This is a genomic window from Segatella copri, from assembly GCF_024330485.1.
Classification (GTDB): Bacteria; Bacteroidota; Bacteroidia; order Bacteroidales; family Bacteroidaceae; genus Prevotella; species Prevotella copri_L.
Map to the genome: position 1 here is coordinate 41,417 of NZ_JANDWX010000020.1, position 22,169 is coordinate 63,585.

The 22,169-nt window shown below is 45.2% G+C and carries 24 protein-coding genes; 14 read left to right on the forward strand and 10 right to left on the reverse strand.

What is annotated here, in order from left to right:
- Positions 1-48: 48 nt before the first annotated feature.
- Entirely contained in the window at positions 49-579 is a 531-nt protein-coding gene (locus NNC77_RS11215) for a GNAT family N-acetyltransferase (protein ID WP_254971042.1), read from the reverse strand.
- 173 nt (positions 580-752) lie between these two features.
- The gene (locus NNC77_RS11220) at positions 753-2,045 is read right to left on the reverse strand and encodes a CobW family GTP-binding protein (protein ID WP_254971043.1); all 1,293 of its coding nucleotides are present in this window, start codon (positions 2,043-2,045) and stop codon (positions 753-755) included.
- 314 nt (positions 2,046-2,359) lie between these two features.
- On the opposite strand from NNC77_RS11220, the gene NNC77_RS11225 reads away from it, so the two are divergent.
- The 4 genes from NNC77_RS11225 to NNC77_RS11240 all read left to right on the forward strand — a co-directional run bounded on the left by NNC77_RS11225 (position 2,360) and on the right by NNC77_RS11240 (position 6,012).
- Positions 2,360-3,256: a M48 family metallopeptidase gene (locus NNC77_RS11225; RefSeq protein WP_254971044.1), complete on the forward strand. Its 897-nt coding sequence runs from the start codon at positions 2,360-2,362 to the stop codon at positions 3,254-3,256.
- Between the two features lie 92 nt (positions 3,257-3,348).
- The gene (locus NNC77_RS11230) at positions 3,349-3,798 is read left to right on the forward strand and encodes an NfeD family protein (RefSeq protein ID WP_022120198.1); all 450 of its coding nucleotides are present in this window, start codon (positions 3,349-3,351) and stop codon (positions 3,796-3,798) included.
- Between the two features lie 48 nt (positions 3,799-3,846).
- On the forward strand, positions 3,847-4,797 hold the full coding sequence (locus NNC77_RS11235; protein WP_254971046.1) for an SPFH domain-containing protein: 951 nt from the start codon (positions 3,847-3,849) through the stop codon (positions 4,795-4,797).
- 105 nt (positions 4,798-4,902) lie between these two features.
- The gene (locus NNC77_RS11240; RefSeq protein WP_254971048.1) at positions 4,903-6,012 is read left to right on the forward strand and encodes a UDP-N-acetyl glucosamine 2-epimerase; all 1,110 of its coding nucleotides are present in this window, start codon (positions 4,903-4,905) and stop codon (positions 6,010-6,012) included.
- A 139-nt stretch (positions 6,013-6,151) separates the two neighbouring features.
- On the opposite strand, the gene NNC77_RS11245 is transcribed toward NNC77_RS11240, so the two are convergent.
- Positions 6,152-7,060, reverse strand: a complete 909-nt coding sequence (locus tag NNC77_RS11245; protein ID WP_254971049.1) for a hypothetical protein — start codon at positions 7,058-7,060, stop codon at positions 6,152-6,154.
- 148 nt (positions 7,061-7,208) lie between these two features.
- Here NNC77_RS11245 and NNC77_RS11250 point away from each other — a divergent pair, with 148 nt between their 5' ends.
- The 4 genes from NNC77_RS11250 to NNC77_RS11265 all read left to right on the forward strand — a co-directional run bounded on the left by NNC77_RS11250 (position 7,209) and on the right by NNC77_RS11265 (position 12,280).
- Positions 7,209-7,985, forward strand: coding sequence for a peptidylprolyl isomerase (locus NNC77_RS11250; RefSeq protein ID WP_254971051.1), 777 nt, complete (start codon positions 7,209-7,211; stop codon positions 7,983-7,985).
- Positions 7,986-8,070: 85 nt separating this feature from the next.
- Positions 8,071-9,285 (forward strand): L-serine ammonia-lyase, encoded by a 1,215-nt coding sequence (locus NNC77_RS11255; protein WP_217746147.1) that lies wholly within the window; start codon positions 8,071-8,073, stop codon positions 9,283-9,285.
- Between the two features lie 207 nt (positions 9,286-9,492).
- Positions 9,493-11,550 carry a molecular chaperone HtpG gene (gene htpG, locus NNC77_RS11260; protein ID WP_254971052.1) on the forward strand — a complete coding sequence of 686 codons (2,058 nt, stop codon included), beginning with the start codon at positions 9,493-9,495 and terminating at the stop codon, positions 11,548-11,550.
- A gap of 184 nt (positions 11,551-11,734) precedes the next feature.
- Positions 11,735-12,280 carry an RNA polymerase sigma factor gene (locus NNC77_RS11265; protein ID WP_194253321.1) on the forward strand — a complete coding sequence of 182 codons (546 nt, stop codon included), beginning with the start codon at positions 11,735-11,737 and terminating at the stop codon, positions 12,278-12,280.
- Positions 12,281-12,344: 64 nt separating this feature from the next.
- Here NNC77_RS11265 and NNC77_RS11270 read toward each other — a convergent pair whose 3' ends face one another.
- Together NNC77_RS11270 and NNC77_RS11275 are read right to left on the reverse strand one after the other, a co-directional pair.
- Positions 12,345-12,731 (reverse strand): hypothetical protein, encoded by a 387-nt coding sequence (locus NNC77_RS11270; protein WP_254971053.1) that lies wholly within the window; start codon positions 12,729-12,731, stop codon positions 12,345-12,347.
- Between the two features lie 48 nt (positions 12,732-12,779).
- Entirely contained in the window at positions 12,780-14,240 is a 1,461-nt protein-coding gene (locus tag NNC77_RS11275) for an aminoacyl-histidine dipeptidase (protein ID WP_218458297.1), read from the reverse strand.
- A gap of 120 nt (positions 14,241-14,360) precedes the next feature.
- On the opposite strand from NNC77_RS11275, the gene NNC77_RS11280 reads away from it, so the two are divergent.
- From NNC77_RS11280 to nth, 3 genes are read left to right on the forward strand one after another with little or no spacing between them, the layout of a single operon-like run.
- Complete coding sequence (locus tag NNC77_RS11280) at positions 14,361-14,555, forward strand: hypothetical protein (RefSeq protein WP_006846653.1); 195 nt, start codon at positions 14,361-14,363, stop codon at positions 14,553-14,555.
- 31 nt (positions 14,556-14,586) lie between these two features.
- Positions 14,587-15,198: an OmpH family outer membrane protein gene (locus NNC77_RS11285; RefSeq protein ID WP_117694835.1), complete on the forward strand. Its 612-nt coding sequence runs from the start codon at positions 14,587-14,589 to the stop codon at positions 15,196-15,198.
- A 5-nt stretch (positions 15,199-15,203) separates the two neighbouring features.
- A complete protein-coding gene (gene nth / locus NNC77_RS11290) occupies positions 15,204-15,851 on the forward strand; it encodes an endonuclease III (RefSeq protein WP_254971054.1) in 648 nt (215 codons plus the stop codon).
- A gap of 148 nt (positions 15,852-15,999) precedes the next feature.
- Here nth and aroC read toward each other — a convergent pair whose 3' ends face one another.
- The 3 genes from aroC to NNC77_RS11305 are packed head-to-tail and all read right to left on the reverse strand — an operon-like array spanning position 16,000 to position 18,049.
- Positions 16,000-17,127 carry a chorismate synthase gene (gene aroC, locus NNC77_RS11295; RefSeq protein WP_254971055.1) on the reverse strand — a complete coding sequence of 376 codons (1,128 nt, stop codon included), beginning with the start codon at positions 17,125-17,127 and terminating at the stop codon, positions 16,000-16,002.
- A gap of 26 nt (positions 17,128-17,153) precedes the next feature.
- On the reverse strand, positions 17,154-17,756 hold the full coding sequence (locus tag NNC77_RS11300) for an FKBP-type peptidyl-prolyl cis-trans isomerase (RefSeq protein ID WP_254971056.1): 603 nt from the start codon (positions 17,754-17,756) through the stop codon (positions 17,154-17,156).
- An 8-nt stretch (positions 17,757-17,764) separates the two neighbouring features.
- On the reverse strand, positions 17,765-18,049 hold the full coding sequence (locus NNC77_RS11305; RefSeq protein WP_118415353.1) for a hypothetical protein: 285 nt from the start codon (positions 18,047-18,049) through the stop codon (positions 17,765-17,767).
- A gap of 328 nt (positions 18,050-18,377) precedes the next feature.
- Here NNC77_RS11305 and NNC77_RS11310 point away from each other — a divergent pair, with 328 nt between their 5' ends.
- Positions 18,378-18,731 (forward strand): hypothetical protein, encoded by a 354-nt coding sequence (locus tag NNC77_RS11310; protein WP_022120210.1) that lies wholly within the window; start codon positions 18,378-18,380, stop codon positions 18,729-18,731.
- 202 nt (positions 18,732-18,933) lie between these two features.
- Here NNC77_RS11310 and NNC77_RS11315 read toward each other — a convergent pair whose 3' ends face one another.
- On the reverse strand, positions 18,934-19,503 hold the full coding sequence (locus tag NNC77_RS11315) for a Crp/Fnr family transcriptional regulator (protein ID WP_117586557.1): 570 nt from the start codon (positions 19,501-19,503) through the stop codon (positions 18,934-18,936).
- A gap of 173 nt (positions 19,504-19,676) precedes the next feature.
- On the opposite strand from NNC77_RS11315, the gene NNC77_RS11320 reads away from it, so the two are divergent.
- Both NNC77_RS11320 and NNC77_RS11325 read left to right on the forward strand, forming a co-directional pair.
- Positions 19,677-20,003 (forward strand): DMT family transporter, encoded by a 327-nt coding sequence (locus NNC77_RS11320; protein ID WP_117694755.1) that lies wholly within the window; start codon positions 19,677-19,679, stop codon positions 20,001-20,003.
- An 18-nt stretch (positions 20,004-20,021) separates the two neighbouring features.
- Positions 20,022-21,239: an MFS transporter gene (locus NNC77_RS11325; protein WP_254971057.1), complete on the forward strand. Its 1,218-nt coding sequence runs from the start codon at positions 20,022-20,024 to the stop codon at positions 21,237-21,239.
- 16 nt (positions 21,240-21,255) lie between these two features.
- Here the strand turns inward: NNC77_RS11325 and NNC77_RS11330 are convergent, their stop codons facing one another.
- Positions 21,256-21,648 (reverse strand): rhodanese-like domain-containing protein, encoded by a 393-nt coding sequence (locus NNC77_RS11330; RefSeq protein WP_006846644.1) that lies wholly within the window; start codon positions 21,646-21,648, stop codon positions 21,256-21,258.
- Positions 21,649-22,169 lie beyond the last annotated feature (521 nt).

The following is a 22,169-nucleotide window of genomic DNA, read 5'->3' on the forward strand; positions in this document are numbered from 1 at the left end:
AATGTTTGAGGATATTAATCAAATGTTGTGTTTTTCGATGGTCAGAAATTAATCTGCAGGTTCCATGGCTATGGAGAGTTTTTCAAAGGCGAAACGCTGACCTCTGTTTCCTCCATAGTTTACACGTCCGCAGATGCAGAAACCCATCGAAGACAGAAGGTTAATCATCGGCGTATTGTCAAAGTTGGTGTCAACCTTGATGCTAGGTATTTTTTCTACCTCGCACATGCTGTTCACCTTACTGATGAAAATACGCGCCAAACCTTCACGCTGGAAACTAGGCAACGTGGCAAAGCGATGTATTACATAATAATCGCCATCAGTAATCCAGTTGCCTACTAATTTCTTATATTTGGGTTCACCATTCAATATGACTGCTCCATAGACAACTACCTCTTCGTTTACTGTCAGAACGAAGGCGTTGCCATTTTCTATGTCTTTTCTGATGTCTTTTTCTGATGGATATTCCTCAGTCCATTGATGACGTCCCGATTCTATCATACTTTGGCGAGCCTGGTCGATGACTTTCCAGCAAGCAGCAAAGTCCTTAATATACGCCGGTCTGAAGTTTGTCTTCATATTAATTACGCTTTTATTATTCGGGTGCAAAATTAACAAAAAAAAACGAATTAAACTAAAAAACGGAGGAAAAACTTCACTTTTTTGTTCGTTTTCCTCCGTTTTTCTTGTTTTCTGCTCATTTTGAGCTATTTTTCCTTTGCTTTATGCTAGGAAGCCGGGTGAATAAGCTTCTACGCCAAGCACTTGTCGAGCTCAGCAATGATAGCATCTTTCTGTTCCTTGATATGCTGACCGATGAATACGATTTTTATCATGCGGTCGCCCAATTCCTGATCCCATTCCTTCTGCAGCTGTGGATTATTCATCAAGACCTGGGCGAGTTCGTCTTTCGGCATGGTAGCCAACCATTGACCAGCCTGCTTTACTGTCTTCTGCTTGCCAGCCTGTTCGAACACGTAGCACATGTCGCGCTCATCATCGAAATAGCAGATTCCCTTGGCGCGAACCACGTCTCTAGGCCATTTTCTTGCTACGAAATCATCGAAGAGACCCAGGTCGAAAGGCTTGCGGCGGTAGTAAACGAAGGTGCCGATTCCGTATTCCTCAACTTCTCCGCCTTCATGATCATGGTCATGATCGTGGTGATGATGATGGTGATGATGTTCATGCTCGTCATGGTCATGGTCATCGTGGTCATGATGATGATGCTCATGTTCGTCTTCCTCGTCATGATCGTGATGATGCTCATGTTCGTCATCATCTTCATCTTCTTCATGCTCTTCGTTTCTTTCTGATTCAATCTCCTGAATCCAACCGGCTGAAGTGGATACGGTTTCCCAATCAAACTTCTTAGTGTTGACGATCAGATTCAAGTCAACGTCACCATAGTTGCATTCAAAGATTTCTGCCTTAGGCTGGATGGCGTGGATAATCTGCTTCAGGTGCTCCAGCTCCTTAGGCTCAACCTCTGCAGCCTTATTCAGAAGAATGATGTTGCAGAACTCAATCTGCTGGATGACGAGCGAAGCCAGATCTTCCTCATCCATATTCTTCTTCATCAGGTCGCTGCCGTTGGAGAATTCATCCTTCATGCGCAAAGCATCTACTACGGTAACGATGCTGTCAAGGCGCAGAATGCCATTCTCGATGTACTGAGGACCGAGGGATGGGATAGAACAGATGGTCTGTGCAATAGGAGCAGGCTCGCAGATTCCGGAAGCCTCGATGACAATGTAATCGAAACGCTTCATGTCTACGATTTCCTTGAGCTGTTCTACCAGGTCCATCTTCAATGTGCAGCAGATGCAACCATTCTGGAGAGAAACGAGCGAATCGTCTTTCTGACCTACTACGCCACCTTTTTCTATCAGGGCTGCATCAATATTGACTTCACCAATATCGTTGACGATGACGGCAAACTTAATACCTTTTTCGTTAGCTAAAATCTTGTTGAGAAGGGTTGTCTTTCCACTACCCAGGTAGCCTGTCAAGAGCAATACAGGCACTTCCTTCTTTGCGTTCATATTAAAATATTTTAATGTTATACTTCTTAAACCCAGTCTGCTGATAATGCTGCTTTCTCGGGCAGCTGCCATCTGGCAGTCTGACGGTTTTGCGAAACTGCAAAGATTGTGCCACACCTTATTTTTTTGCCATCTTTTTTTCGTACACCCCTTTTTTGTCAGTTATCTTGTGTTATTTTTAGGTTATATTTCATGTTTTTCTCATTTTTCTTTGGTGGTTTCAACTAGAAATAGTATATTTGCAGAGAAAATGTGTTTCAAACAGCACATAAACTTAATGAATAAACATATTTAATATACATAAGTAAGTTAAGATGAAAAAGTTTAAGGTTTTAGTTTTGACGGTTGTGGCAGTCCTTGCGCTGTCATCTTGCGGCACTACTCAGACGGTGCCTCTGACCGGTCGCACTCATCGCATCTCTGTATCCGATGAGCAGGTTCTCAGTCTGTCTAATCAGGAATACACAAAGTACATGGCTTCTGCCAAGAAGTCGACCAATGCAGCCAATACGGCGATGGTTCAGCGGGTAGGAAAAAGACTTGCCAATGCTGTTGAACTCTATTTGAAGCAGAATGGATTTGAAGCCGACGTGAAGAATTATTCATGGGAATTCAACCTGGTACAAGATAAGTCTGCCAATGCATTCTGTATGCCTGGCGGTAAAATCGTGGTTTATGAAGGACTTTTGCCTTACACTCAGAATGATACCGGTTTGGCAATCGTTTTGGGTCACGAAATAGCTCATGCTGTGGCTAAACATAGTGCTGAGCAGCTCACCAAACAGCAGAATCAGCAAACCGGTACAAGCATCCTGGGAACTGTGTTGAACCAGACAGTAGGTAATGGTGTAGGTAATGTGGCAAGTGCAGTTGCCGGACAGTATTTCTCATTCCGCAATCTGAAGTATTCCCGTGATAATGAAACCGAGGCAGATTACATGGGGCTTATCTTCGCTGCCATGGCTGGTTATGATCCTCAGCAGGCCATTCCTTTCTGGAAGAGAATGTCGCAGGGCTCTAGCAGCAATCAGAGCGATATTTTCAGTGATCACCCTTCAGACGCCAAGCGTATTGCTGCCTTGCAGAAGGAAATGCCTACTGCGCTGAAGTATTATAAACCTCAGACAATTTATAAGGTAGGTTCTACGAGCAAGACTTCTACAACCAAGAAGACCAGTAGCAAAAAGAAGACTACAACCCGCAGAAGATAAGGAATTTTCCGAATCTCTCGAATCTGAAGAAATGAATTCATCTTCTCTTTCGAATCTCTCGAATCTGAAGAATCAAATTAAAATAGTTAAGTATGGAGTATTTATCTCATAACCTTTGGCTGGTATGGACGTCGGTGATGTTCATCTGCCTCATCTTAGAGTTGTCTTCGGGCGATTTCTATGTTACTTGTTTTGCCATTGGTGCGCTCATCAGCATTCCTGTGGCATTAGTAGGAGCACCTTTCTGGGTGCAGGTAGTGGTTTGGGCTATCTGCTCTATGCTTAGCATCTGGTTGGTTCGTCCGCATCTGCTGAAATCGCTACACAAGGGTGGGGAAGACCGCCGCAGTAACGCCGATGCGCTGGCAGGACAGATTGGGGAAGTGACCGAGATGATTCCTGCCGGAGGATATGGTAGAGTGAAGCTGGATGGAGATGATTGGAAAGCGGAAGCTCCGCATCTTGCCGAACCGCTTGCTGTAGGCGATAAGGTTCGAATCTTAGGTCACGAATCTATTATCCTCAAGGTAGAAAAAGTTTAGGTAGGAAAAGTTTAAATTCAACATTATTCACTTAATCGTATAAACATCATGAACATAGGAATTTATGTGCTGGTGGCTCTAGTAGTACTTGCACTCGTAGTGGTTAAGAAAACCATCGTCATCATCCCTCAAAGTGAGACGAAAATCATAGAGCGTCTCGGACGATATTTTGCTACGCTCAAGCCGGGTATTAATATCATCATTCCTTTCATTGACCATGCCAAGGATATTGTGGCGATGAGAAACGGAAGATACCTTTATACAAACAGCATCGACCTTCGTGAACAGGTCTACGATTTCGACCGTCAGAATGTAATCACTAAGGATAATATCCAGATGCAGATAAATGCGTTGCTCTATTTTCAGATTGTGGACCCATTCAAGAGTGTGTATGAAATCAACAATCTGCCAAACGCCATAGAGAAACTGACACAAACTACCTTGCGTAATATAATAGGTGAGATGGAACTTGACCAGACTCTTACCTCCCGCGATACGATTAACACCAAACTCCGTGCAGTTTTGGATGATGCAACCAATAAGTGGGGAATCAAGGTAAACCGAGTAGAGTTGCAGGATATTACACCTCCAGAGAGTGTGCTCCAGGCGATGGAAAAGCAGATGCAGGCTGAACGCAACAAGCGAGCTACCATCCTGACTTCTGAAGGTGAGAAGGAAAAGCAGCGCCTGCTCTCAGAAGGTGAGAAGGCTGCCATCGTGAACAAGGCTGAGGCTGCCAAACAGCAGGCTATCCTGAATGCAGAAGGTGAGGCTACTGCCCGCATCCGTAAGGCTGAGGCCGAGGCTATTGCCATTCAGAAGATTACGGAAGCTGTAGGACAGAGTACGAATCCAGCCAACTATCTCCTGGCCCAGAAATACATCAGCATGATGCAGGAAGTAGCACAGGGTAAGGATAATAAGGTGGTTTATCTGCCATACGAGGCAACCAATCTCTTGGGTTCTATAGGAGGAATCAAAGACCTTTTCAAGGGATAAAGACCTCTGAGTCAAGGGATAATGCCTTTTGACTCAAGAAATAAAGCACTCTGAATATCAGTAAACTGCAAGTTCAGTAAGTAAAAAATATAAAACAGGATAAAAATGAAGAAAATCTGTATCGTTGCAGGCGCAAGACCTAACTTTATCAAGGTTGCGCCCGTAATTAGAGCAATTCGTAATGCTCAGGAAGCTGGTAACGAAATCAGCTATCAGTTGGTTTACACAGGAAAAGAGGATGACCCGACATTGGAATCTTCTCTTTTCGATGACTTAGGCATTCAGAAACCGGATGCTTATCTCGGCGTAGACTGTCCAAACATGAACGAACTTACCGGACAGGTGATGGGTCAGTTTGAGCGCTATCTGCAGCAGAATGCTACAGATGTTGTCATTGTGGTAGATGATCTGGCTTCAACCATGGCTGTGGCTATTGTTACCAAGAAGCAGGGTGTGCAGCTTGCTCATATTGCAGCCGGAACCCGCAGTTTTGACATTACCATGCCAAAGGAAATCAACCGTCTGGTGATTGATGGCTTGTCAGATATTCTCTTTACCGCTGGCATTTCAAACAACAGCATCGCCAACAAGGAAGGTGCAGAATTGTCTAAGGTTTATATGGTAGGAAATGTGCTTATCGACAACATCCGTTTCCTTCAGTCTAAAATGCAGCGTCCGGAAGTCATGGACGAATATCACCTGAAAGAAGGCGAATATATGGTTCTGACCTTGAACCGCAAGGCCATCGTCAATAACATTGATGAGATGAAATCGCTCATTTCTGTCATAGATGAAGAGGCGCGCCAGGCTGGAGTGAAGGTGATTGCTCCGCTTCGAGGTAAAGCCTTGGGCTTCGTGCTCGCATTCAAGGCTTATCAGGAAGAGAGTAATCATCAGAGTGGAATCCAGGTGGTTCAGCCGCTCGATTATCTGTCGTTTGCTTATCTTACAACTCACGCCAAAGGTGTGATTACCGATTCGGGTAATGTGGCTGAAGAAGCTACCTTCAATGGGGTTCCTTGCATTACGCTCAACAGCTATACTGAGCATATTGAAACCGTAAAGGTGGGTACAAACGAACTGGTTGCTGAAGATCCGGAGTTACTGAAGCAAACTATGCAGAAACTTCTGAAGGGTGAATGGAAGAAAGCGGGCATTCCTGACAGATGGGATGGCCGCTCAGCAGAAAGAATAGTCCAGATTCTCGCTGAATAGATTCTAAACTCATAGGTATAATCTCATGGAGAGAGATGATGCTATGTAAACTGATTCTTTTCAGAATAAACTTAGAGGTTCACTTCAATATGATTATATTGAAAAGTGAACCTCTTTTTTTTATGCTTTATCCTTTTCCTTAATCTTTTTCAGGCGCCTTTGGCACAGGATAGTCGTATTGCTTAAAATAGGACGGTGTCTTATTATCATACCATACTCCTTCTACGTTTAAGCCGATAGAGAAAGTCTTTTTGGAATTAGTGTATCTTACACCGGCTCCTAAAACGTTGGCGCCAGGTACTCCCATTCCGTAGCCACCCGGCATGATTCCTCTTCCCATACCCCAAGGATACATTCCGTAGCCCCAAGGCGAATAGCCGTAGGGACCATAGCCATAACCGCCATAACGGCCGTAGAGAGAATTGTAATTGTTGGCTACACTAAGCTGACCGTAAACGTAAGCCTCCCAATGCTCATTAAACTGGTAGCCCAGAATGCCGTAGACTCCACCGTCATGATAACTGTCTCCACCATAGTTTACGTTGTTGATATAAGTGCCCAGAGCCAACCAAAGTTTGTTATCTTTGGTGAGTGGCGTTAGGTAGGTTGCATCGATCGTCTGAGTGAAACCACCTCTGTGAGGCACATTCTTGCCGAATGTGGCAAAGGCAGAAAGATCTACCGAGAGATTCAATCCCTTGTGCAGCCCCCAGCCATAGCCTAACGGATAACTCAAACTGTTGGTAAGGTTGGAGATGGGATTATTATAATAGGTGCTGTCTAGCGAAGCATCACCCAGCAATCCGTTTTTGCCGAGAGTTTCTTTCTTATCAGATAGTCGGGCAGGAGTCATATATGCATTCTTCACCGGTTTTCCCTGATAAATCATAGGTTTTCCTGCCTGGTAAACCGTATCGCCAGGCAGCAACCATTCTTCGCGCGGACTGTCCGGACTGTGCAATGGTCCGAAGCTTACCTGTTGCTGTGCACTTGCTTCTGTAGTGAGGAAAGTGCAAAAAGCGATGATAATATATATTTTTTTCTTCATAATTGATTGCATTTTCTGTCTTCTGGTGCAAAGATATGAAGAATGTATGAAACAAAGGAACTTTTCCCGCATAAAAAATCAATTTTTTAGAATAAAATCATTATCTTTGCATCCGATAACATAAATAGATGTAAAATTATACAAAAATATGAAGAAGATCATCAGATTATTGACACTCGCTCTTCTTACGGTGCCTGTTACGACATTCGCTCAGAGTGAAGGCAATCAGAACACATCAGAACCAGCCGGAAAAGTTGTGGCGTCTAAGCCCGATTCTCTGCTCGACTGGGAAACACCGCACGATCCAACTTGCCCTCAGGTGTTGCTGGAAACTACGATGGGCAACATTCTCGTGGCTCTCTACAACGATACTCCCAAGCATCGGGATAATTTCCTGAAACTTGTCAATTCGGGCTATTATGACGGTTGTATCTTTCAGCGTGTCATCAAGAATTTCATGATTCAGGGTGGCGATTATTCATGCAGAAAGGTGAACATGGAAAAGCCGCAGAAGTTTGATGTAAACTATACGGTTCCGGCAGAAATCATCTATCCTAAATATTATCATAAGCGCGGACAGCTCTGTGCTGCTCGCGAAGGAGATGATGAAAATCCGACCAAAGCTTCGGCGTCTACTGATTTTTACATCACCTGGGGCAGAAATTTTTCTTCCCGGCAGATGGAATATTATGTAGAAAAACTGAAACGGGACGGCAAGTATTACGCCATTCCTTCTGAACAGTTGCAGAAGGGCTACATCAAGCATGGTGGTGTTCCTCACCTTGACAACGGCTACACTGTTTTCGGAGAGGTGCTTGAAGGCATGGATGTGGTTGATAAGATTCAGAATGTGGCTACCGATAAGGCGAACAACGACAGACCTCTCACGGATGTCATCATCCTGAAAGCCAAGCAGATGAAGTAACTTTCGGATGGTAAACTGAAGAAATAAGTAACTGAGCCCATTAAAAGGGAAAAATCGATAAGTAAAAATATTAAATACGAGAAAAATGAAGTCATTAAAGGAATTATATAGAATAGGTAAGGGACCATCGAGCAGTCATACGATGGGACCTCAGCGTGCAGCCAAACTTTTTCTGGAGCGTTGCCCTAACGCTTCTTATTATGAAGTAACCCTCTATGGAAGTCTGGCAGCTACAGGTAAGGGACACATGACTGATGTGGCAATAGAAGAAGTGCTCAAACCTCATAAAACTGTGAATATTATCTGGCAGCCACAGACTTTCCTGCCTTATCATCCCAACGGAATGAAATTTGTGGGCAAGGATCTGAACGGTGATATTATTGAAGAATGGACCGTTTACAGTATTGGTGGTGGAGCCATATCAGATGGTACTGCCGGCAACGAAGAGCTGGGCGCCAAGGATGTTTATGATCTGAACAAGCTCGCCGACATCAAGCAATGGTGCTATGATAACGGACGCTCATTCTGGGAGTATGTTGAGAAATGCGAATCGGAAGATATCTGGGATTATCTCGACATGGTTTGGCAAACGATGAAGCAGAGCATCAGGAATGGTTTAGACCATGAAGGTGTTTTGCCTGGTCCGCTGAAGCTACAGCGTAAGGCTGCCACCTATTATATAAAGGCGAAGGGTTACCGTGCTTCCCTGCAGAGCCGCGGCTTGGTTTATGCTTATGCGCTGGCTGTGAGCGAAGAGAATGCTTCGGGTGGCACCATTGTTACAGCTCCTACCTGTGGCGCCTGTGGTGTATTGCCAGCTGTACTCTACCACATGTTTACTTCTCATGATATGAGTGAACAGCGCATCTTGAGAGCCTTAGCTACAGCCGGATTGGTGGGCAACATCGTAAAGCAGAATGCTTCTATCAGTGGTGCTGATGTAGGTTGCCAGGGCGAGGTAGGTGTTGCCTGCGCCATGGCTTCGGCTGCAGCCTGTCAGCTTTTCGGAGGCAGTCCGGCTCAGGTAGAATATGCTGCCGAAATGGGATTGGAGCATCATCTCGGAATGACCTGCGACCCGGTTTGCGGACTGGTTCAGATTCCTTGCATCGAGCGAAATGCCTTTGCTGCCGCCCGAGCTTTGGATGCAGACCTCTACGCTTCCTTCTCAGATGGCCATCATACCGTATCTTTCGACCGTGTAGTTGAAGTGATGCGACAGACGGGTCATGACCTACCTTCGCTTTACAAGGAAACAAGCGAAGGCGGTTTGGCAAAGGGATTTCCAAGAGATATTTAATCATAAGATTCAATTTTCGTAAGTTTACTTCGCACGCCCTGCAATAGCATAAAGCTTTGTATATTTCCTAATGCAATGAAGCTTTTGCTCTTGCTGGGCGTGTTGTATTTTGAGCCTTTCTGTTCTTCCCCTTTATTTTGGCACGCTATTTGTAAGCCCCCTTGCCAAACAATAATAAAGTAAATACGAATAAAAACATTTTATATTATGGCACAGAAAGGTAATATTGGTGTAACGACAGAGAACATTTTCCCTGTTATCAAGAAATTCTTATATTCAGATCACGACATCTTCCTCCGTGAGATGGTTTCAAACGCCGTAGATGCTACACAGAAGTTGAAGACTCTTGCAGCTCAGGGCGATTTCAAGGGCGAGATAGGCGACACAACCGTTCGTGTCTATCTCGATGAGAAGGCTGGAACCTTGACTATCAGCGACCATGGTATAGGTATGACTGAGGAGGAAATCGATAAATATATCAACCAGATTGCATTCTCAGGCGTAACTGACTTCCTCGACAAATATAAGGAGAATGCCAACGCCATCATCGGCCACTTCGGTCTCGGCTTCTATTCTTCTTTCATGGTAGCCAGCAAGGTAGAAATCATTACCAAGAGCTACAAAGAGGGAAGCAAGGCTGTAAAGTGGAGCTGCGATGGTTCACCTGCTTTCGAAATCGAAGATGCAGACAAGGCTGAGCGTGGTTCAGACATCATCCTCCATATTGCTGATGATTGCAAGGAATTCCTGCAGAAGAGCAAGATTGAGGAACTTCTGAACAAGTACTGCAAGTTTATGGCAGTGCCTGTAGCCTTCGGCAAGAAGACCGAGTGGAAGGACGGCAAGAATGTGGAGACTGATGAGGATAACATTATTAATAATGTGGAGCCTCTCTGGACCAAGACTCCTAGCACCTTGAAGGATGAGGACTACAAGAAGTTCTATCACACCCTTTATCCAATGCAGGACGACCCGTTGTTCTGGATTCATCTGAATGTAGACTTCCCATTCAATCTCACGGGTATTCTCTACTTCCCACGCATCAAGAGCAGCATCGACATGCAGCGCAACAAGATTCAGCTCTATTGCAACCAGGTGTTCGTAACCGACCAGGTAGAAGGCATTGTACCAGAATTCCTCACATTGCTTCATGGTGTAATCGATTCACCGGACATTCCGCTGAACGTAAGCCGAAGCTACCTGCAGAGCGACAGCAACGTGAAGAAGATTTCTACCTACATCACCAAGAAGGTAGCCGATCGTCTGAACTCTATCTTCAAGGAGAACCGCAAGGAGTTTGAAGAGAAATGGGATGACCTCAAGATCTTCATCAACTACGGAATGCTCTCTCAGGAAGATTTCTACGAGCGCGCAAAGGACTTCGCACTTCTGAAAGATGTTGAGGGCAAGTACTTTACTTTCGAGGAGTACAAGACGCTGATTAAGGACAATCAGACCGATAAGGACGGCAACCTGGTTTATCTCTATGCCAACAATAAGGAAGAGCAGTATTCTTACATCGAAGCTGCCAAGCAGAAGGGTTATTCTGTACTCCTGATGGAAGGTCAGCTCGATACGCCGATGGTAAACATGCTGGAGCAGAAGTTGGAGAAGTGCCGCTTTACACGTGTTGACGCCGACATTATCGACCGCCTCATCGTGAAGGAAGATGCTAAGAAGACCGATTTGAGCAAAGAGCAGTCTGACAACTTGACAGAAGTATTCCGCTCTCAGATGCCTCAACTCGACAAGACAGAATTCTTTGTTGAGATTCAGGCTTTGGGCGAACAGAACCAGCCAGTGCTCATCACTCAGAACGAGTACATGCGCCGTATGAAGGCGATGAGCCAGTTCCAGGCAGGCATGAACTTCTACGGTCAGATGCCAGACAGCTACAACATAGTACTGAACTCAGACCATGCTCTGGTAAAGAAGGTATTGGAAGATGCTGAGGCCAACACTGCTGAAACATTGAAGCCAATCCTTGCAGAAATCAAGGGTCAGGAAGCTCGCCTTGCCGTACTCCATCAGGAGCAGAACAAGAAGAAGCCTGAAGAGATTACCCAGCAGGAGAAGGATGATGTTCACAACACAGAGAAGGCCATCAGCGATGAGAAGGCTAAACGCAACGAAATCATCTCGGGTTATGCTAAGAACAACAACATTGTTCACCAGCTCATCGACCTCGCCCTTCTTCAGAACGGTATGTTGAAGGGTGCTTCGCTCGACGCATTCCTCAAGAGAAGCGTTGACATGATTAAGTAATCCAACCTGTAAAAAAGTTTGAATTAAGAAATAAAACTTTGCGATGCGTAACATTTCATGTTACAAATTGTTTCTATCATATGTGCTAAATGTTTCAAAACGAACATTTAGCACATTTTTTTTCGCTTTCCTTTGGTGGCTTTCCTTTTTTTTATTACCTTTGCAATATCGATAAACGAAAAACATGATTAAAAAAATCGCCATCATGGAACAAACAAATTCAAATTACAGCATTATTGCTGATTATTACTCTGAACACTACAACGAGCTGAAGTTGTATGTCATGTCCCGTTCGCTTCCGGCAGACGAGGCTGAAGACATCGTGCAGAATACTTTTGTGCGATTACTTCGAGGCGATAAGATGATTACGCCTGTTACTTTACCTTGTTTTGTATACACCATTGCCAAGAATCTGATTATCGATTATTACCGTCGCAAGCATAAGATTGAGGAGTATGAACACTTCCTGGGAGCTACCGACTGGATGGGAAGATATGATGTTGATGGCGAATCTGTTTTCTCTGCCCAGCAGACCAACGAGATTCTGGAGCGTGGCATTGCCAGGCTCACGGAGAAGAGAAGCAAGGTTTACCGCCTGAACCTTTTCGAAGGAATGCAGGTGAGCGAGATTGCCCAAAGTCTGAACCTCGGATATAAAGCGGCTGAGAATCGTCTGACTCTGGCTAGAAAAGAAATAAGAGATTATATGAAAAAAGAGTTGGCTAGTTAAAATGCTAGTCAACTCTTTCTGTTTATTCTTACTGCCTTGCTGAAAGGCAATTCTTTACTATTTTTCAGTTTTCCTTAAACCCGATTACTCTTGTCAAACCTTTATCAAGATAAAAAGTTTGGGTTACTTCCTGCTTCTCGCCCTGATGGTTGGTCAGCTTGTATGTAGCCCTTAAATATAATAAGGTGTCGGGATAAGCTGCATCATTATAATCAATATTCTTCTTGACGTAAGGCAGCTTGCTGACATTTTGTCGCATCTCCTTCATCTGGCCGAAACTGATCATGGCGGTAGGAGTGAGGCGGGAGAACCGCTCATAGCTGCAGTCCTGATCAACGAGGTTTTCATTAAGAAAATCCTTGACCAGAGATTGAGCCTTGTGCTGATCGCCACACGAGGTGAACATCAGCACAAGTCCTGAAACCATGACAAACATCATTTTCTTTATCATAGACATCTTCTTTATATTAAGCCGCGCTGCTTTATTTAGCACGCTTGCTTATTTAGCCACGCTGCGGAGAATCTCCAGCAAGTGGTCCCAAACCATCTCTACAGTAGGAATGAGAAGAGCCTCGTCTGGGGTGTGAACATTGCGGAGGGTAGGACCGAAACTTACCATATCGAGCTCAGGATAACGCTCTGAGAAAAGACCACACTCCAAACCGGCATGAATACCCTTTACCAATGGCTTTTTGCCGAAGAGCTTTTCGTAAGCCTTCACAGCCAGGTCGGTAAGCTCGCTGTTGGCGCGCATCTTCCAGGCAGGATACTTGTCGCCTACAGTTACCTCGGCGCCAGCCAGAAGGAAGGCTGCCTTTACGGTGTTGGTCATGTTCGCCAGATTGCTCATCACGTTACTTCGCTGAGAAGCTACGATGTTGATGCTGCTTTCATCGGTCATCACGCTTGCCACATTGCTTGAGGTTTCTACCATCCAGGCAATCGCCTCATCCTGACAGGTAGTAAGCGGACCGTTGTCTACAGCCTGGAGAGCCATTACGAACTTGTCAGCTACAGCTTTCTCGATGACAGGTGCAGCATCGCTGCTGCTCATATTGAACTGCATAGTCTGTTCGGTTACGTGGAATTCATCTTCTACTTCTGATGCAAAGATGTTCCAGTCGGCACGAACCTGTTCCTTATCAGCATTCTTGACGGCGAAAACAATCTTTCCGTCGCGAGGAATCGCATTGTGCATTTTGCCGCTGTTGAAGCTTACGAGGCGCAGGCTTCCATCCAGTTTCTCATTTTCGAGGAAGAGGAAGCGGGCAAGAATCTTGATGGCATTGGCGCGCTTCTTGTTGATGTCATCACCCGAGTGACCACCGTTGAGACCCTTCAGCGAAGCTTCCATGAAGAAATAACCCGCAGGAGCCTCTTCGCGTGAGAAGTGGAAAGTGGCATGGGTTGTCTGACCACCGGCACAGGATACGAAGATTTCGCCCTCATCCTCTGAGTCGAGGTTGATGAGCATCTTTCCGGTCATAAAGCCCGCCTTCATGCCGTGAGCACCGGTCAGTCCGGTTTCTTCATCACGTGTAAAGACGCACTCGATAGGACCATGCTCAATATCGTTGCTTGCCAGGATAGCCAGTTCGATGGCGCAGCCTATACCGTCGTCAGCACCCAATGTAGTGCCTTTTGCCTTAAGCCATTCTCCGTCAACGTAAGTCTGGATGGCGTCTTTGTGGAAATCGAAATCAACATCTACCAGTTTATCGCAAACCATGTCCATGTGGCTCTGCAGGATGATGGTTTCAGCATGCTCGTAGCCTGGAGTGGCAGCTTTGCGGATGAGCACATTACCGGTTTCATCTACCAGCGTTTCGAGCTGATGAGCCTCACCGAAAGATTTCAAAAACTCAATCATGTTCTCCTCGTGCTTGGAAGGGCGAGGTATTTCGTTGATTTTTGCGAACTGCTCGAACACGAGAGCAGGCTTCAATTCACTTTTATTCATTTATTTTCTATTATTTTGTTTTGATAAAACATTTATTTCTGCTATTTTGTTTTGGTTATTCCCAAAAAAATAGTACCTTTGCACCCAAAAGTGCACTAAGGCACTGCAAAGGTAATAAAAATGATAAAATTAATGTTATTAAGCGTGTTAATAATTGCTATTTGCATGGCATTATTTTGCGTAAAGTTGATTTTTAAGAAGAACGGCAAGTTCTCTTCCCAGCATGTGCACGACAATCCGGGCTTGCGCAAGCAGGGCATTCATTGTGTGGTGGATCAGGACCGCGAGGCAAGGGAAGCCAACAAGGCGTATTAGAAAATAGTAATAATATAATATGATAGAAAAAATGAGAAAGAACATTTTGAGTTCAGTGGCAATTGCAGCTGTTGCTGCCCTGTCATTGGCATCATGCAACAAATCTCAGCCTCAGGTAGAGGCTAAGTCAGAGAGCAAGGCTCCTGCTGAATTGAAGATTGCTTATGTAGAGGTAGACTCTATCATGACTCAGTATACCTTTGCTAAGGAGTATTCTTCTATCTTGGAGAAGAAGGGTCAGAACATTCAGGCTACTATTGCGCAGAAGGGCCAGCAGCTCCAGGCTGCAGCAGCCAACTTCCAGCAGAAGATTCAGCAGAATGCTTACACCCGCGAGCAGGCTGAGGCTATTCAGGCTGGACTGCAGAAGCAGAACAACGACCTGCAGGGCTTGCAGCAGCGCTTGAGCAACGAGTTTGCTGCTGAGCAGGAGAAGTACAACAAGGCGCTCCACGACAGCATTGCTAACTATCTTGCCCGCTACAACAAGGACAAGAAGTACAGCATCATCTTCTCTAAGAGCGGCGATAATCTGCTCTATGCTGACAAGGCTTACGATATTACAAAAGAGGTGATTTCCGGCTTGAACAAGGCTTACAAGGGTAAGCTGAAGAAAGAGGAAACTGCTCCTGCTAAAAAGTAAGAGAAATGCTTCGTAAGGAAAGATACGATTTTATATTGAATCATTTCAGAAGTGCGCTGCCGAATGTAACTACCGAGTTGCAGTTCGGTAGCGCATTTCAGCTTCTGGTGGCTACCTTGCTTTCTGCGCAATGCACCGACAAACGCATCAACATGGTTACGCCTGCTCTCTTTGCCCGTTATCCTGATGCGCAGCACATGGCACAAGCGAGTGAGGAAGATATTTATGAGTTGATCAGTTCGGTGAGTTATCCGAATGCCAAGGCGAAGCATCTGGCTGAAATGTCTCGCCAGCTGGTTGATATGTTCGGAGGTGAGGTGCCTGAGGCTGCGGATGATTTGGAGAAGTTGGCAGGAGTGGGGCGCAAGACGGCGAATGTGATTCGTGCCGTATGGTTCGGTCATGCTACGATGGCGGTGGATACGCATGTTTACCGTGTGAGTCATCGTATGGGGTTGGTGCCGAAAACGGCAGATACGCCCCGAAAAGTAGAAGATTATCTGATGAAACACATTCCGGCTGAGGATATTCCGAATGCGCATCATTGGATTCTGCTGCATGGCAGATATATTTGCAAGAGTACGAAACCGCTCTGCGATAAATGCTTTTTTAATGACTATTGCCCCAAACTATTAAAGGACAGTAAACTTTAGAAATAGTTAATAGTTTATAGTTTATAGCGGCTTCGCCGTATAGCAAACTAGCTTAAAGTAGAGGGAAACTGATAAAAAATAATAGTTTATAGTAAATAAGAACTCTGCTTGTCGCAAGAAAGCCCTATTTACTATAAACTATTAACTATTAACTGATTCTGACTGTTTTATTCAAGAGATAGTTATCCAGGATAACCATGGCAGCCATGGCTTCAACCACTGGCACGGCTCTTGGCAAAACGCATGGATCATGACGGCCGCGGGCAGTCAGCGTGGTGGCATTTCCTTCCAAATCTACCGTATTCTGCTCCATCAGCAGAGTAGCAACCGGCTTAAAGGCAACACGGAAATAAATGTCCTGACCATTGCTCAAACCGCCCTGTATTCCTCCGCTATGATTGCTCTTTGTTGTAATACGGGCAGCAACATCCTGATTCACGGCAGCATCTTCTGGCATCTCTCCAGCATCAGCCTTCGGGATAAAGACATCATTCTGCTCACTTCCGCGGGCAGTAACTCCGGCAAATCCCTCGCCATATTCAAAACCCTTCACGGCGTTAATGCCAAGCATGGCAGCACCCAGTTGTGCATGAAGCTTGTCAAACTCAGGCTCGCCCAATCCTACCGGGCAACCCTTGATGACGCAAGTGATGATTCCGCCAATCGTATCGCCGTCAGCCTTAACCTGGGCGATGAGATCTTCCATTTCCTTCGCCTTCTGCTGGTCAGGACAGCGCACCGGATTATCTTCTATGGTGTTAAGGTCATACAGATGATAATCTTTCTCCAGCGCAATACTGCCCACCTGTGATGTATAAGCCGTGATGCTGATGCCCAACTGTCGCAAGGCAAGTTTAGCCAAGGCTCCACCTACACATCGGGCAATGGTGATGCGGGCTGAAGAACGGCCGCCGCCACGATGATCGCGTACGCCATACTTCTCGTGATAGGTGAAATCTGCGTGAGAAGGACGGAACAGACAGCGCATGTTCTCATAGTCCTGAGAATGCTGGTTCTGGTTACGCACCTCAAAACCGATAGGGGTTCCTGTTGATTTGCCTTCGAACACACCACTCAGAAACTCTACCTTGTCAGCTTCCTTTCTGGCCGTAGTGATGTGGCTCTGTCCTGGGCGTCGGCGGTTCAGCTCGCTCTGGATAAAGTCCATGTCGATTTCTATGCCTGCAGGAAATCCGTCAATAACGCCTCCTACAGCTATTCCATGACTCTCTCCAAACGTAGTGAGAGTGAAAAGATTGCCAAATGTATTCCTCATTACCTTATATATTATAAAGGTGTTTATTACTTGTTGCAGCCGCCTTCGCAACCACCTTCACAGTTGCCATCCTTGCAGTCGCCGCCGCAGTTGTCGCAGCCACCTGAGCAGCCGCCACCTTCGCCGCTGATCATCTGAGCCATCTTGGCAATTTCCTCAGCAGTAGCCTCGCGGCTCTCGAGAATCTGACCGCAGAAGTTAAGCTTCAAGCCAGCCAATGGGTGGTTCAGGTCGCAGGTTACCTTTGTTTCGCTGATGTTCTTCACTACAGCGTTGAAGTGGTTGCCATCCTCGTTCTGCAATGGGATGATAGCGCCTACCTGTACGTGCTGTGCATCAAACTGGCCGTTGACGGTAAAAATCTGCTTGTCGAGCTCCAGTACGCGCTCATCATAGTGCTGTCCGTAAGCCTGCTCTGGGTCCAGCTGGAAGTCGAACTCTTCACCTTTAGCCAGGTTTACCACCTTCTCTTCGAAAGCTGGCAGGGTAACACCCATACCGCTGATGAAGATAAACGGACGCTCGTCGGTTGTGCGCTCGATGAGCATCTCCTCGCCGTTGTCACCCTTAGTTACATCATACAGTGCGTATGAAACTACAATAAACTTGTTCTTGTTGTTTGTTTCCATTTCTATATTTATTTTTTATTATTTCTTTTTCTTTTCTGAATGCTTACGCTCTTTACCATCTCCATGCGCTCCAGATAGATAGGGCGCCATTTGTCGATGATGTCCTGCAGACTTTTGCTCTTCTGCGAGAGTTCGGCATATTCCTCGCCGTCGGTCTGATTCTCTTTCTTGAGATCCAGCATTCGGGCGATGAGCTGTTTCTGGTGTTCCTCAGCCGCCTTGAGCTGGTTGCCCAGTTTCTCGAGACTTTCCATAAAGGCGAGTGCCTTGTCTATATGATTTTCCTGTACCATTTTGCTTGTTTTATAGGTTGAATCTTCTGCAAAGGTACAAATAATAATTGGTATAAACGAAGAAAAAGGGCTTTTTTTTCGATGATATTACAAAATGATAGAGAAAATGTAATATCTCTAACGTTCTGATGCCTTTTTGGGTGTATTGTTGTTGATTTAAGTCAAGAAATAGACGGAAAACTGAAAATACCCCAAGAAATGTTTGCGCACACAGAGAAAAGTTCGTATCTTTGCAGCGTCTTAAAGAAAAAGACTATAGGATAATGTTTAACAGAGCCGGCGTCTTCGGATGTGCAGGACTCACAAATTAAAGAAAGGTAAAAAGATTATGAAGAAGATTATGGTATTAGCAGTAGCTATGTTTGCAATGGCAACAGCTACATTCGCAGCAGATGAGGAGACAAATGCAACAGCAGCTTACAACATGAACATTAAGATGTCTAGCTTGGCAGATGCTTTGAGCTTGAACATCGATCAGGTAGAGGCTGTAGCTGATGTACACAAGAACTTCACCGCAGACATGATGAATGCTGCAACAGCTAAGGGTGAGGATCGTTCTGCAATGATTGACAAGGCAGTTTTGAAGGATCTCAAGTACATGCACGTTATCTTGGACAACAGTCAGTATCGTAAGTACGTGATGCTTCTCAACACAACCCTTATCAACCGTGGTTTGAAGTAATCATCTTTTTATAGATGAGAAAAATAAGAGAGAGATTTAAAATAAGAATCCCAGTCAAGGTTTTATCCTGACTGGGATTTTTTTTGCTTTTGGGCTTTCAGCCCGTAGTTAAACCACTGGCGAAACTTAGCTTCCTGATATGCGAAAGGAATGTGTAAATGCGTCATCAGCACAGGCTGCTCATGGTGGATGATGATTCGGATTACGGCTGTGTGATTTTTGCCCTAATCCGGCTCAGGCTTGCCTGCGTTACACCTAAATAGGTGGCGATGCTTCCCAATGGCAACCTTTGTAATAAGTCTGGTTCTTTCTCTAGCAGCTCCTTGTACCTTTCCGAAGCGATGGCGGATAGCATGGAAATCAGTCGTTCCTCGGTGGCAAGCAGCTCCATCTCTGCATAACGCCGTCCCCAATTGGCGATGTGTAAATCATCCAAAAACAACTCTTTCAGCTGTTTTCTTTCCAATTTATATAAGACCGAATCTTCCATCAACTCCATCGTCTCATATCCTGGCTCGTCGTTCACATAGCCTTTCAAGGAGACAATAGTCGCTCCCTCTTTGCCAAACCAAAAGGTAATTTCCTTTCCGTCCACTGAAGTATATGCGCGGACAATGCCTTTCTTGATGAAAAAGATGTTCTTCTCCACCTTACCTCTTTCCAACACCCGGAATCCTTTGGGATATGAAACTTCCGTTAAGCATCGCTGCAATTTGTCCAAAGACGCATCCGGCATGGCGTATCTCTTATTAATGATTTCTTTTATATCCATATTCTTTTTTGCTGTATTTGGTGTGCAAAATTATAAAATTTCACACGAAAACGAAAGTAAATGGTTGTTTTTTTGCAAATGCAAAATCCGTTTTTGTCAAATGCAAAAAGCTTTTAGTTTTTTTTTGCTTACTTTTGCACCCGAATTTAAAATTATAAAATAAATTAATAGATATGAATTGGATAATTTTATTGTTCGCAGGATTATTTGAGGTGAGCCTCACGTTCTGCTTGGGAAAAGCGAGAGCAGCATCAGGAATTTGGTTTTATCTGTGGGGGAGCGGTTTCCTTGCTTCCACCATTCTGAGCATGGCTTTTCTCGCCAAGGCGGTGCAGACTTTGCCTTTGGGCACGGCCTACGCCATCTGGACAGGCATCGGGGCAGTGGGTACGGTCTTGATAGGGATATTCGTTTTCAAGGAACCAGCCACTCCCATCAGGCTTTTCTTCCTCTTCACGCTCATTGCTTCCTTGATTGGATTGAAGATTGTGTCATATTAAAAAAAAGAGAGGCGAAAAATGAAGTATGAATTGAGAGAGAACCAAGGTATTCCGGCACCTCTGCTGGCTCTGATGGCAGTAGCTACCGGACTTTCCGTTGCCAACTGCTATTACAACCAGCCCTTGCTGGGCAGTATGGCAAAAGAGTTTGCGGTATCAGACTTTTCTGCCAGCATGGTAGCTACCTTGACCCAGATAGGCTATGTGGTAGGACTTGTATTTGTCATTCCGCTTGGTGATCTGGATTCACGAAAGAAACTGATACAGGCCAATTACATCATTTCTTTGTGCGCCTTGCTTGCCATAGCCCTTGCTCCGAACATCTATTGGGTGTGGGGCGCATCCCTGGTTGCTGGCGCATCTTCGGTAATGCCGCAGTTCTTCATCCCGCTGGTGTCTTATCATTCCACACCTTCACGCAAGGTGCGCAATGTGGGAATCATACAATCCTGCCTGCTCGTAGGCATTCTAGGTTCACGTGTCTTCAGCGGCCTGCTGGCCGACGAATGGGGATGGCGTTCTGTTTATCTTGTGGCTAGTGTGTTTATGCTCGGATGTTTTCTGCTCATTCACAGGATGCTGCCAGAGTTGTCTGCCCGTTCGCGGGAAAACTATGCAGGGTTGATGAAATCATTGTTGCGCCTGCTCCTCAAATACCCATACTTGCAAATCGCGTCGCTAAGGGCGGCATTGGCGTATGGTTCCTTCTTCGCCTTATGGAGTTGCCTGGCCTTCCGGATGAAGCAGTCGCCTTTCTTTGCTGGCGACGACATGATTGGAGCTCTCGGTTTGTGCGGACTGGCAGGTGCATCTACGGTGGTCTTCATCAGTGGCTACGTCCAAAAGTATGGTGCAAGGTTCTTCTCTGTTGCCGGAGGATGCGTCTTGTTGGCTGCCTGGCTGCTGGCATTTTGGGGGAATGACAGCTACTTGTGGATAATAATAGCCATCTTGCTGATTGATGCCGGTATGCAATGCATCCATTTGTCGAATCAGACCAGCGTAGTAGCCCTTGACGCATCTGCCATCAACCGTATCAATACCGTTTATATGACCATTTATTTCCTGGGTGGTTCTGCCGGAACTTTCGTTTCTGGCCTGTCCTGGCAGCATTATGGATGGACAGGCGTGGTTGGGGTAGGGGTTGCCTTTACCGTGGCTTCCTTGCTCATAAACTGCATCAAGCCTAATGGCAAGCCCCAAACAGGGCGTGTGGGGCTTACTTGCGAAACTTGAGTCAGATTATTTCAATTTACTCCTTTACGATTTCTTTTCCTGCTGCCTGCCAGCCAATAAAGCCGGAATCGAGTTCTATTACCTGATAGCCGTTCTTTGTCAAAATAGCTGCGGCATTTTTGCTTCGCTTGCCGCTTCGGCAGTTCACGGCGATAGTCTTGCTTTTGGGAAGAGTGGCAGCTGCCTTCTGCTCGAAGTCTGATTTCAGTACGTCAATGTTGATTGCGCCACGAATATGCCCATTGGCAAACTCCTCTGCGGTTCGTACGTCGAGACGGATTACTGCGGTGTCAGCGATGGCTTTCTCATAGTCATCTGCCGACAGACTCTTATAGCCCTTATTTTGCGCCTGACAAGAAGACAGGCTTGATAGCATGGTTATAATGCTCATGATAAATATTTTCTTCATTCTCTAATCTTTTAATAATTATGCGCCTTTAATCTAGGAGGATAAGCCATGCTTACCCCCCCCTACATTCTTGCAATATATCTGCAAAAATACAAAAAATATTCAGAAAAGTGATTATATGGATGGATTTTGTTGGCAGGACGAACTCGATTTAACCTTATTTTATAAGATAGAGGGATGTTGAGGGATATTTTTGAACCCCGAAATCCTTAATGACCTTAATGACCGTGACCTTAATGACCGGATAACGGAAATAAAAAATGAAAATGACCCGAAATGACTTTAACCCTTCATGACCTTTTTACGAAAATGAGTGAAAGGGGGCAATGCTACAATATAATCATAGAAAAAATGAGGGATAATTTGCAAAATTCTTCATAATCATTCGTGATTCTAATATAATTTACCTATCTTTGTGCCTTAAAAAATAGAAGTTGCAAAATGGAAAAGTATGTGTTAGAATTACAGGCTGTACTAGACAAATATAGAAGTCTTGGTATTTCGCAGCAGATAGATTACGA

Excerpts from the sequence above, each read along its gene's own strand:
- NNC77_RS11215 (WP_254971042.1), bottom strand. The coding sequence starts at position 579 with ATGAAGACAAACTTCAGACCGGCGTATATTAAGGACTTTGCTGCTTGC.
- NNC77_RS11220 (WP_254971043.1), bottom strand. The coding sequence starts at position 2,045 with ATGAACGCAAAGAAGGAAGTGCCTGTATTGCTCTTGACAGGCTACCTG.
- NNC77_RS11225 (WP_254971044.1), top strand. The coding sequence starts at position 2,360 with ATGAAAAAGTTTAAGGTTTTAGTTTTGACGGTTGTGGCAGTCCTTGCG.
- NNC77_RS11230 (WP_022120198.1), top strand. The coding sequence starts at position 3,349 with ATGGAGTATTTATCTCATAACCTTTGGCTGGTATGGACGTCGGTGATG.
- NNC77_RS11235 (WP_254971046.1), top strand. The coding sequence starts at position 3,847 with ATGAACATAGGAATTTATGTGCTGGTGGCTCTAGTAGTACTTGCACTC.
- NNC77_RS11240 (WP_254971048.1), top strand. The coding sequence starts at position 4,903 with ATGAAGAAAATCTGTATCGTTGCAGGCGCAAGACCTAACTTTATCAAG.
- NNC77_RS11245 (WP_254971049.1), bottom strand. The coding sequence starts at position 7,060 with ATGAAGAAAAAAATATATATTATCATCGCTTTTTGCACTTTCCTCACT.
- NNC77_RS11250 (WP_254971051.1), top strand. The coding sequence starts at position 7,209 with ATGAAGAAGATCATCAGATTATTGACACTCGCTCTTCTTACGGTGCCT.
- NNC77_RS11255 (WP_217746147.1), top strand. The coding sequence starts at position 8,071 with ATGAAGTCATTAAAGGAATTATATAGAATAGGTAAGGGACCATCGAGC.
- htpG (WP_254971052.1), top strand. The coding sequence starts at position 9,493 with ATGGCACAGAAAGGTAATATTGGTGTAACGACAGAGAACATTTTCCCT.
- NNC77_RS11265 (WP_194253321.1), top strand. The coding sequence starts at position 11,735 with ATGATTAAAAAAATCGCCATCATGGAACAAACAAATTCAAATTACAGC.
- NNC77_RS11270 (WP_254971053.1), bottom strand. The coding sequence starts at position 12,731 with ATGATAAAGAAAATGATGTTTGTCATGGTTTCAGGACTTGTGCTGATG.
- NNC77_RS11275 (WP_218458297.1), bottom strand. The coding sequence starts at position 14,240 with ATGAATAAAAGTGAATTGAAGCCTGCTCTCGTGTTCGAGCAGTTCGCA.
- NNC77_RS11280 (WP_006846653.1), top strand. The coding sequence starts at position 14,361 with ATGATAAAATTAATGTTATTAAGCGTGTTAATAATTGCTATTTGCATG.
- NNC77_RS11285 (WP_117694835.1), top strand. The coding sequence starts at position 14,587 with ATGAGAAAGAACATTTTGAGTTCAGTGGCAATTGCAGCTGTTGCTGCC.
- nth (WP_254971054.1), top strand. The coding sequence starts at position 15,204 with ATGCTTCGTAAGGAAAGATACGATTTTATATTGAATCATTTCAGAAGT.
- aroC (WP_254971055.1), bottom strand. The coding sequence starts at position 17,127 with ATGAGGAATACATTTGGCAATCTTTTCACTCTCACTACGTTTGGAGAG.
- NNC77_RS11300 (WP_254971056.1), bottom strand. The coding sequence starts at position 17,756 with ATGGAAACAAACAACAAGAACAAGTTTATTGTAGTTTCATACGCACTG.
- NNC77_RS11305 (WP_118415353.1), bottom strand. The coding sequence starts at position 18,049 with ATGGTACAGGAAAATCATATAGACAAGGCACTCGCCTTTATGGAAAGT.
- NNC77_RS11310 (WP_022120210.1), top strand. The coding sequence starts at position 18,378 with ATGAAGAAGATTATGGTATTAGCAGTAGCTATGTTTGCAATGGCAACA.
- NNC77_RS11315 (WP_117586557.1), bottom strand. The coding sequence starts at position 19,503 with ATGGATATAAAAGAAATCATTAATAAGAGATACGCCATGCCGGATGCG.
- NNC77_RS11320 (WP_117694755.1), top strand. The coding sequence starts at position 19,677 with ATGAATTGGATAATTTTATTGTTCGCAGGATTATTTGAGGTGAGCCTC.
- NNC77_RS11325 (WP_254971057.1), top strand. The coding sequence starts at position 20,022 with ATGAAGTATGAATTGAGAGAGAACCAAGGTATTCCGGCACCTCTGCTG.
- NNC77_RS11330 (WP_006846644.1), bottom strand. The coding sequence starts at position 21,648 with ATGAAGAAAATATTTATCATGAGCATTATAACCATGCTATCAAGCCTG.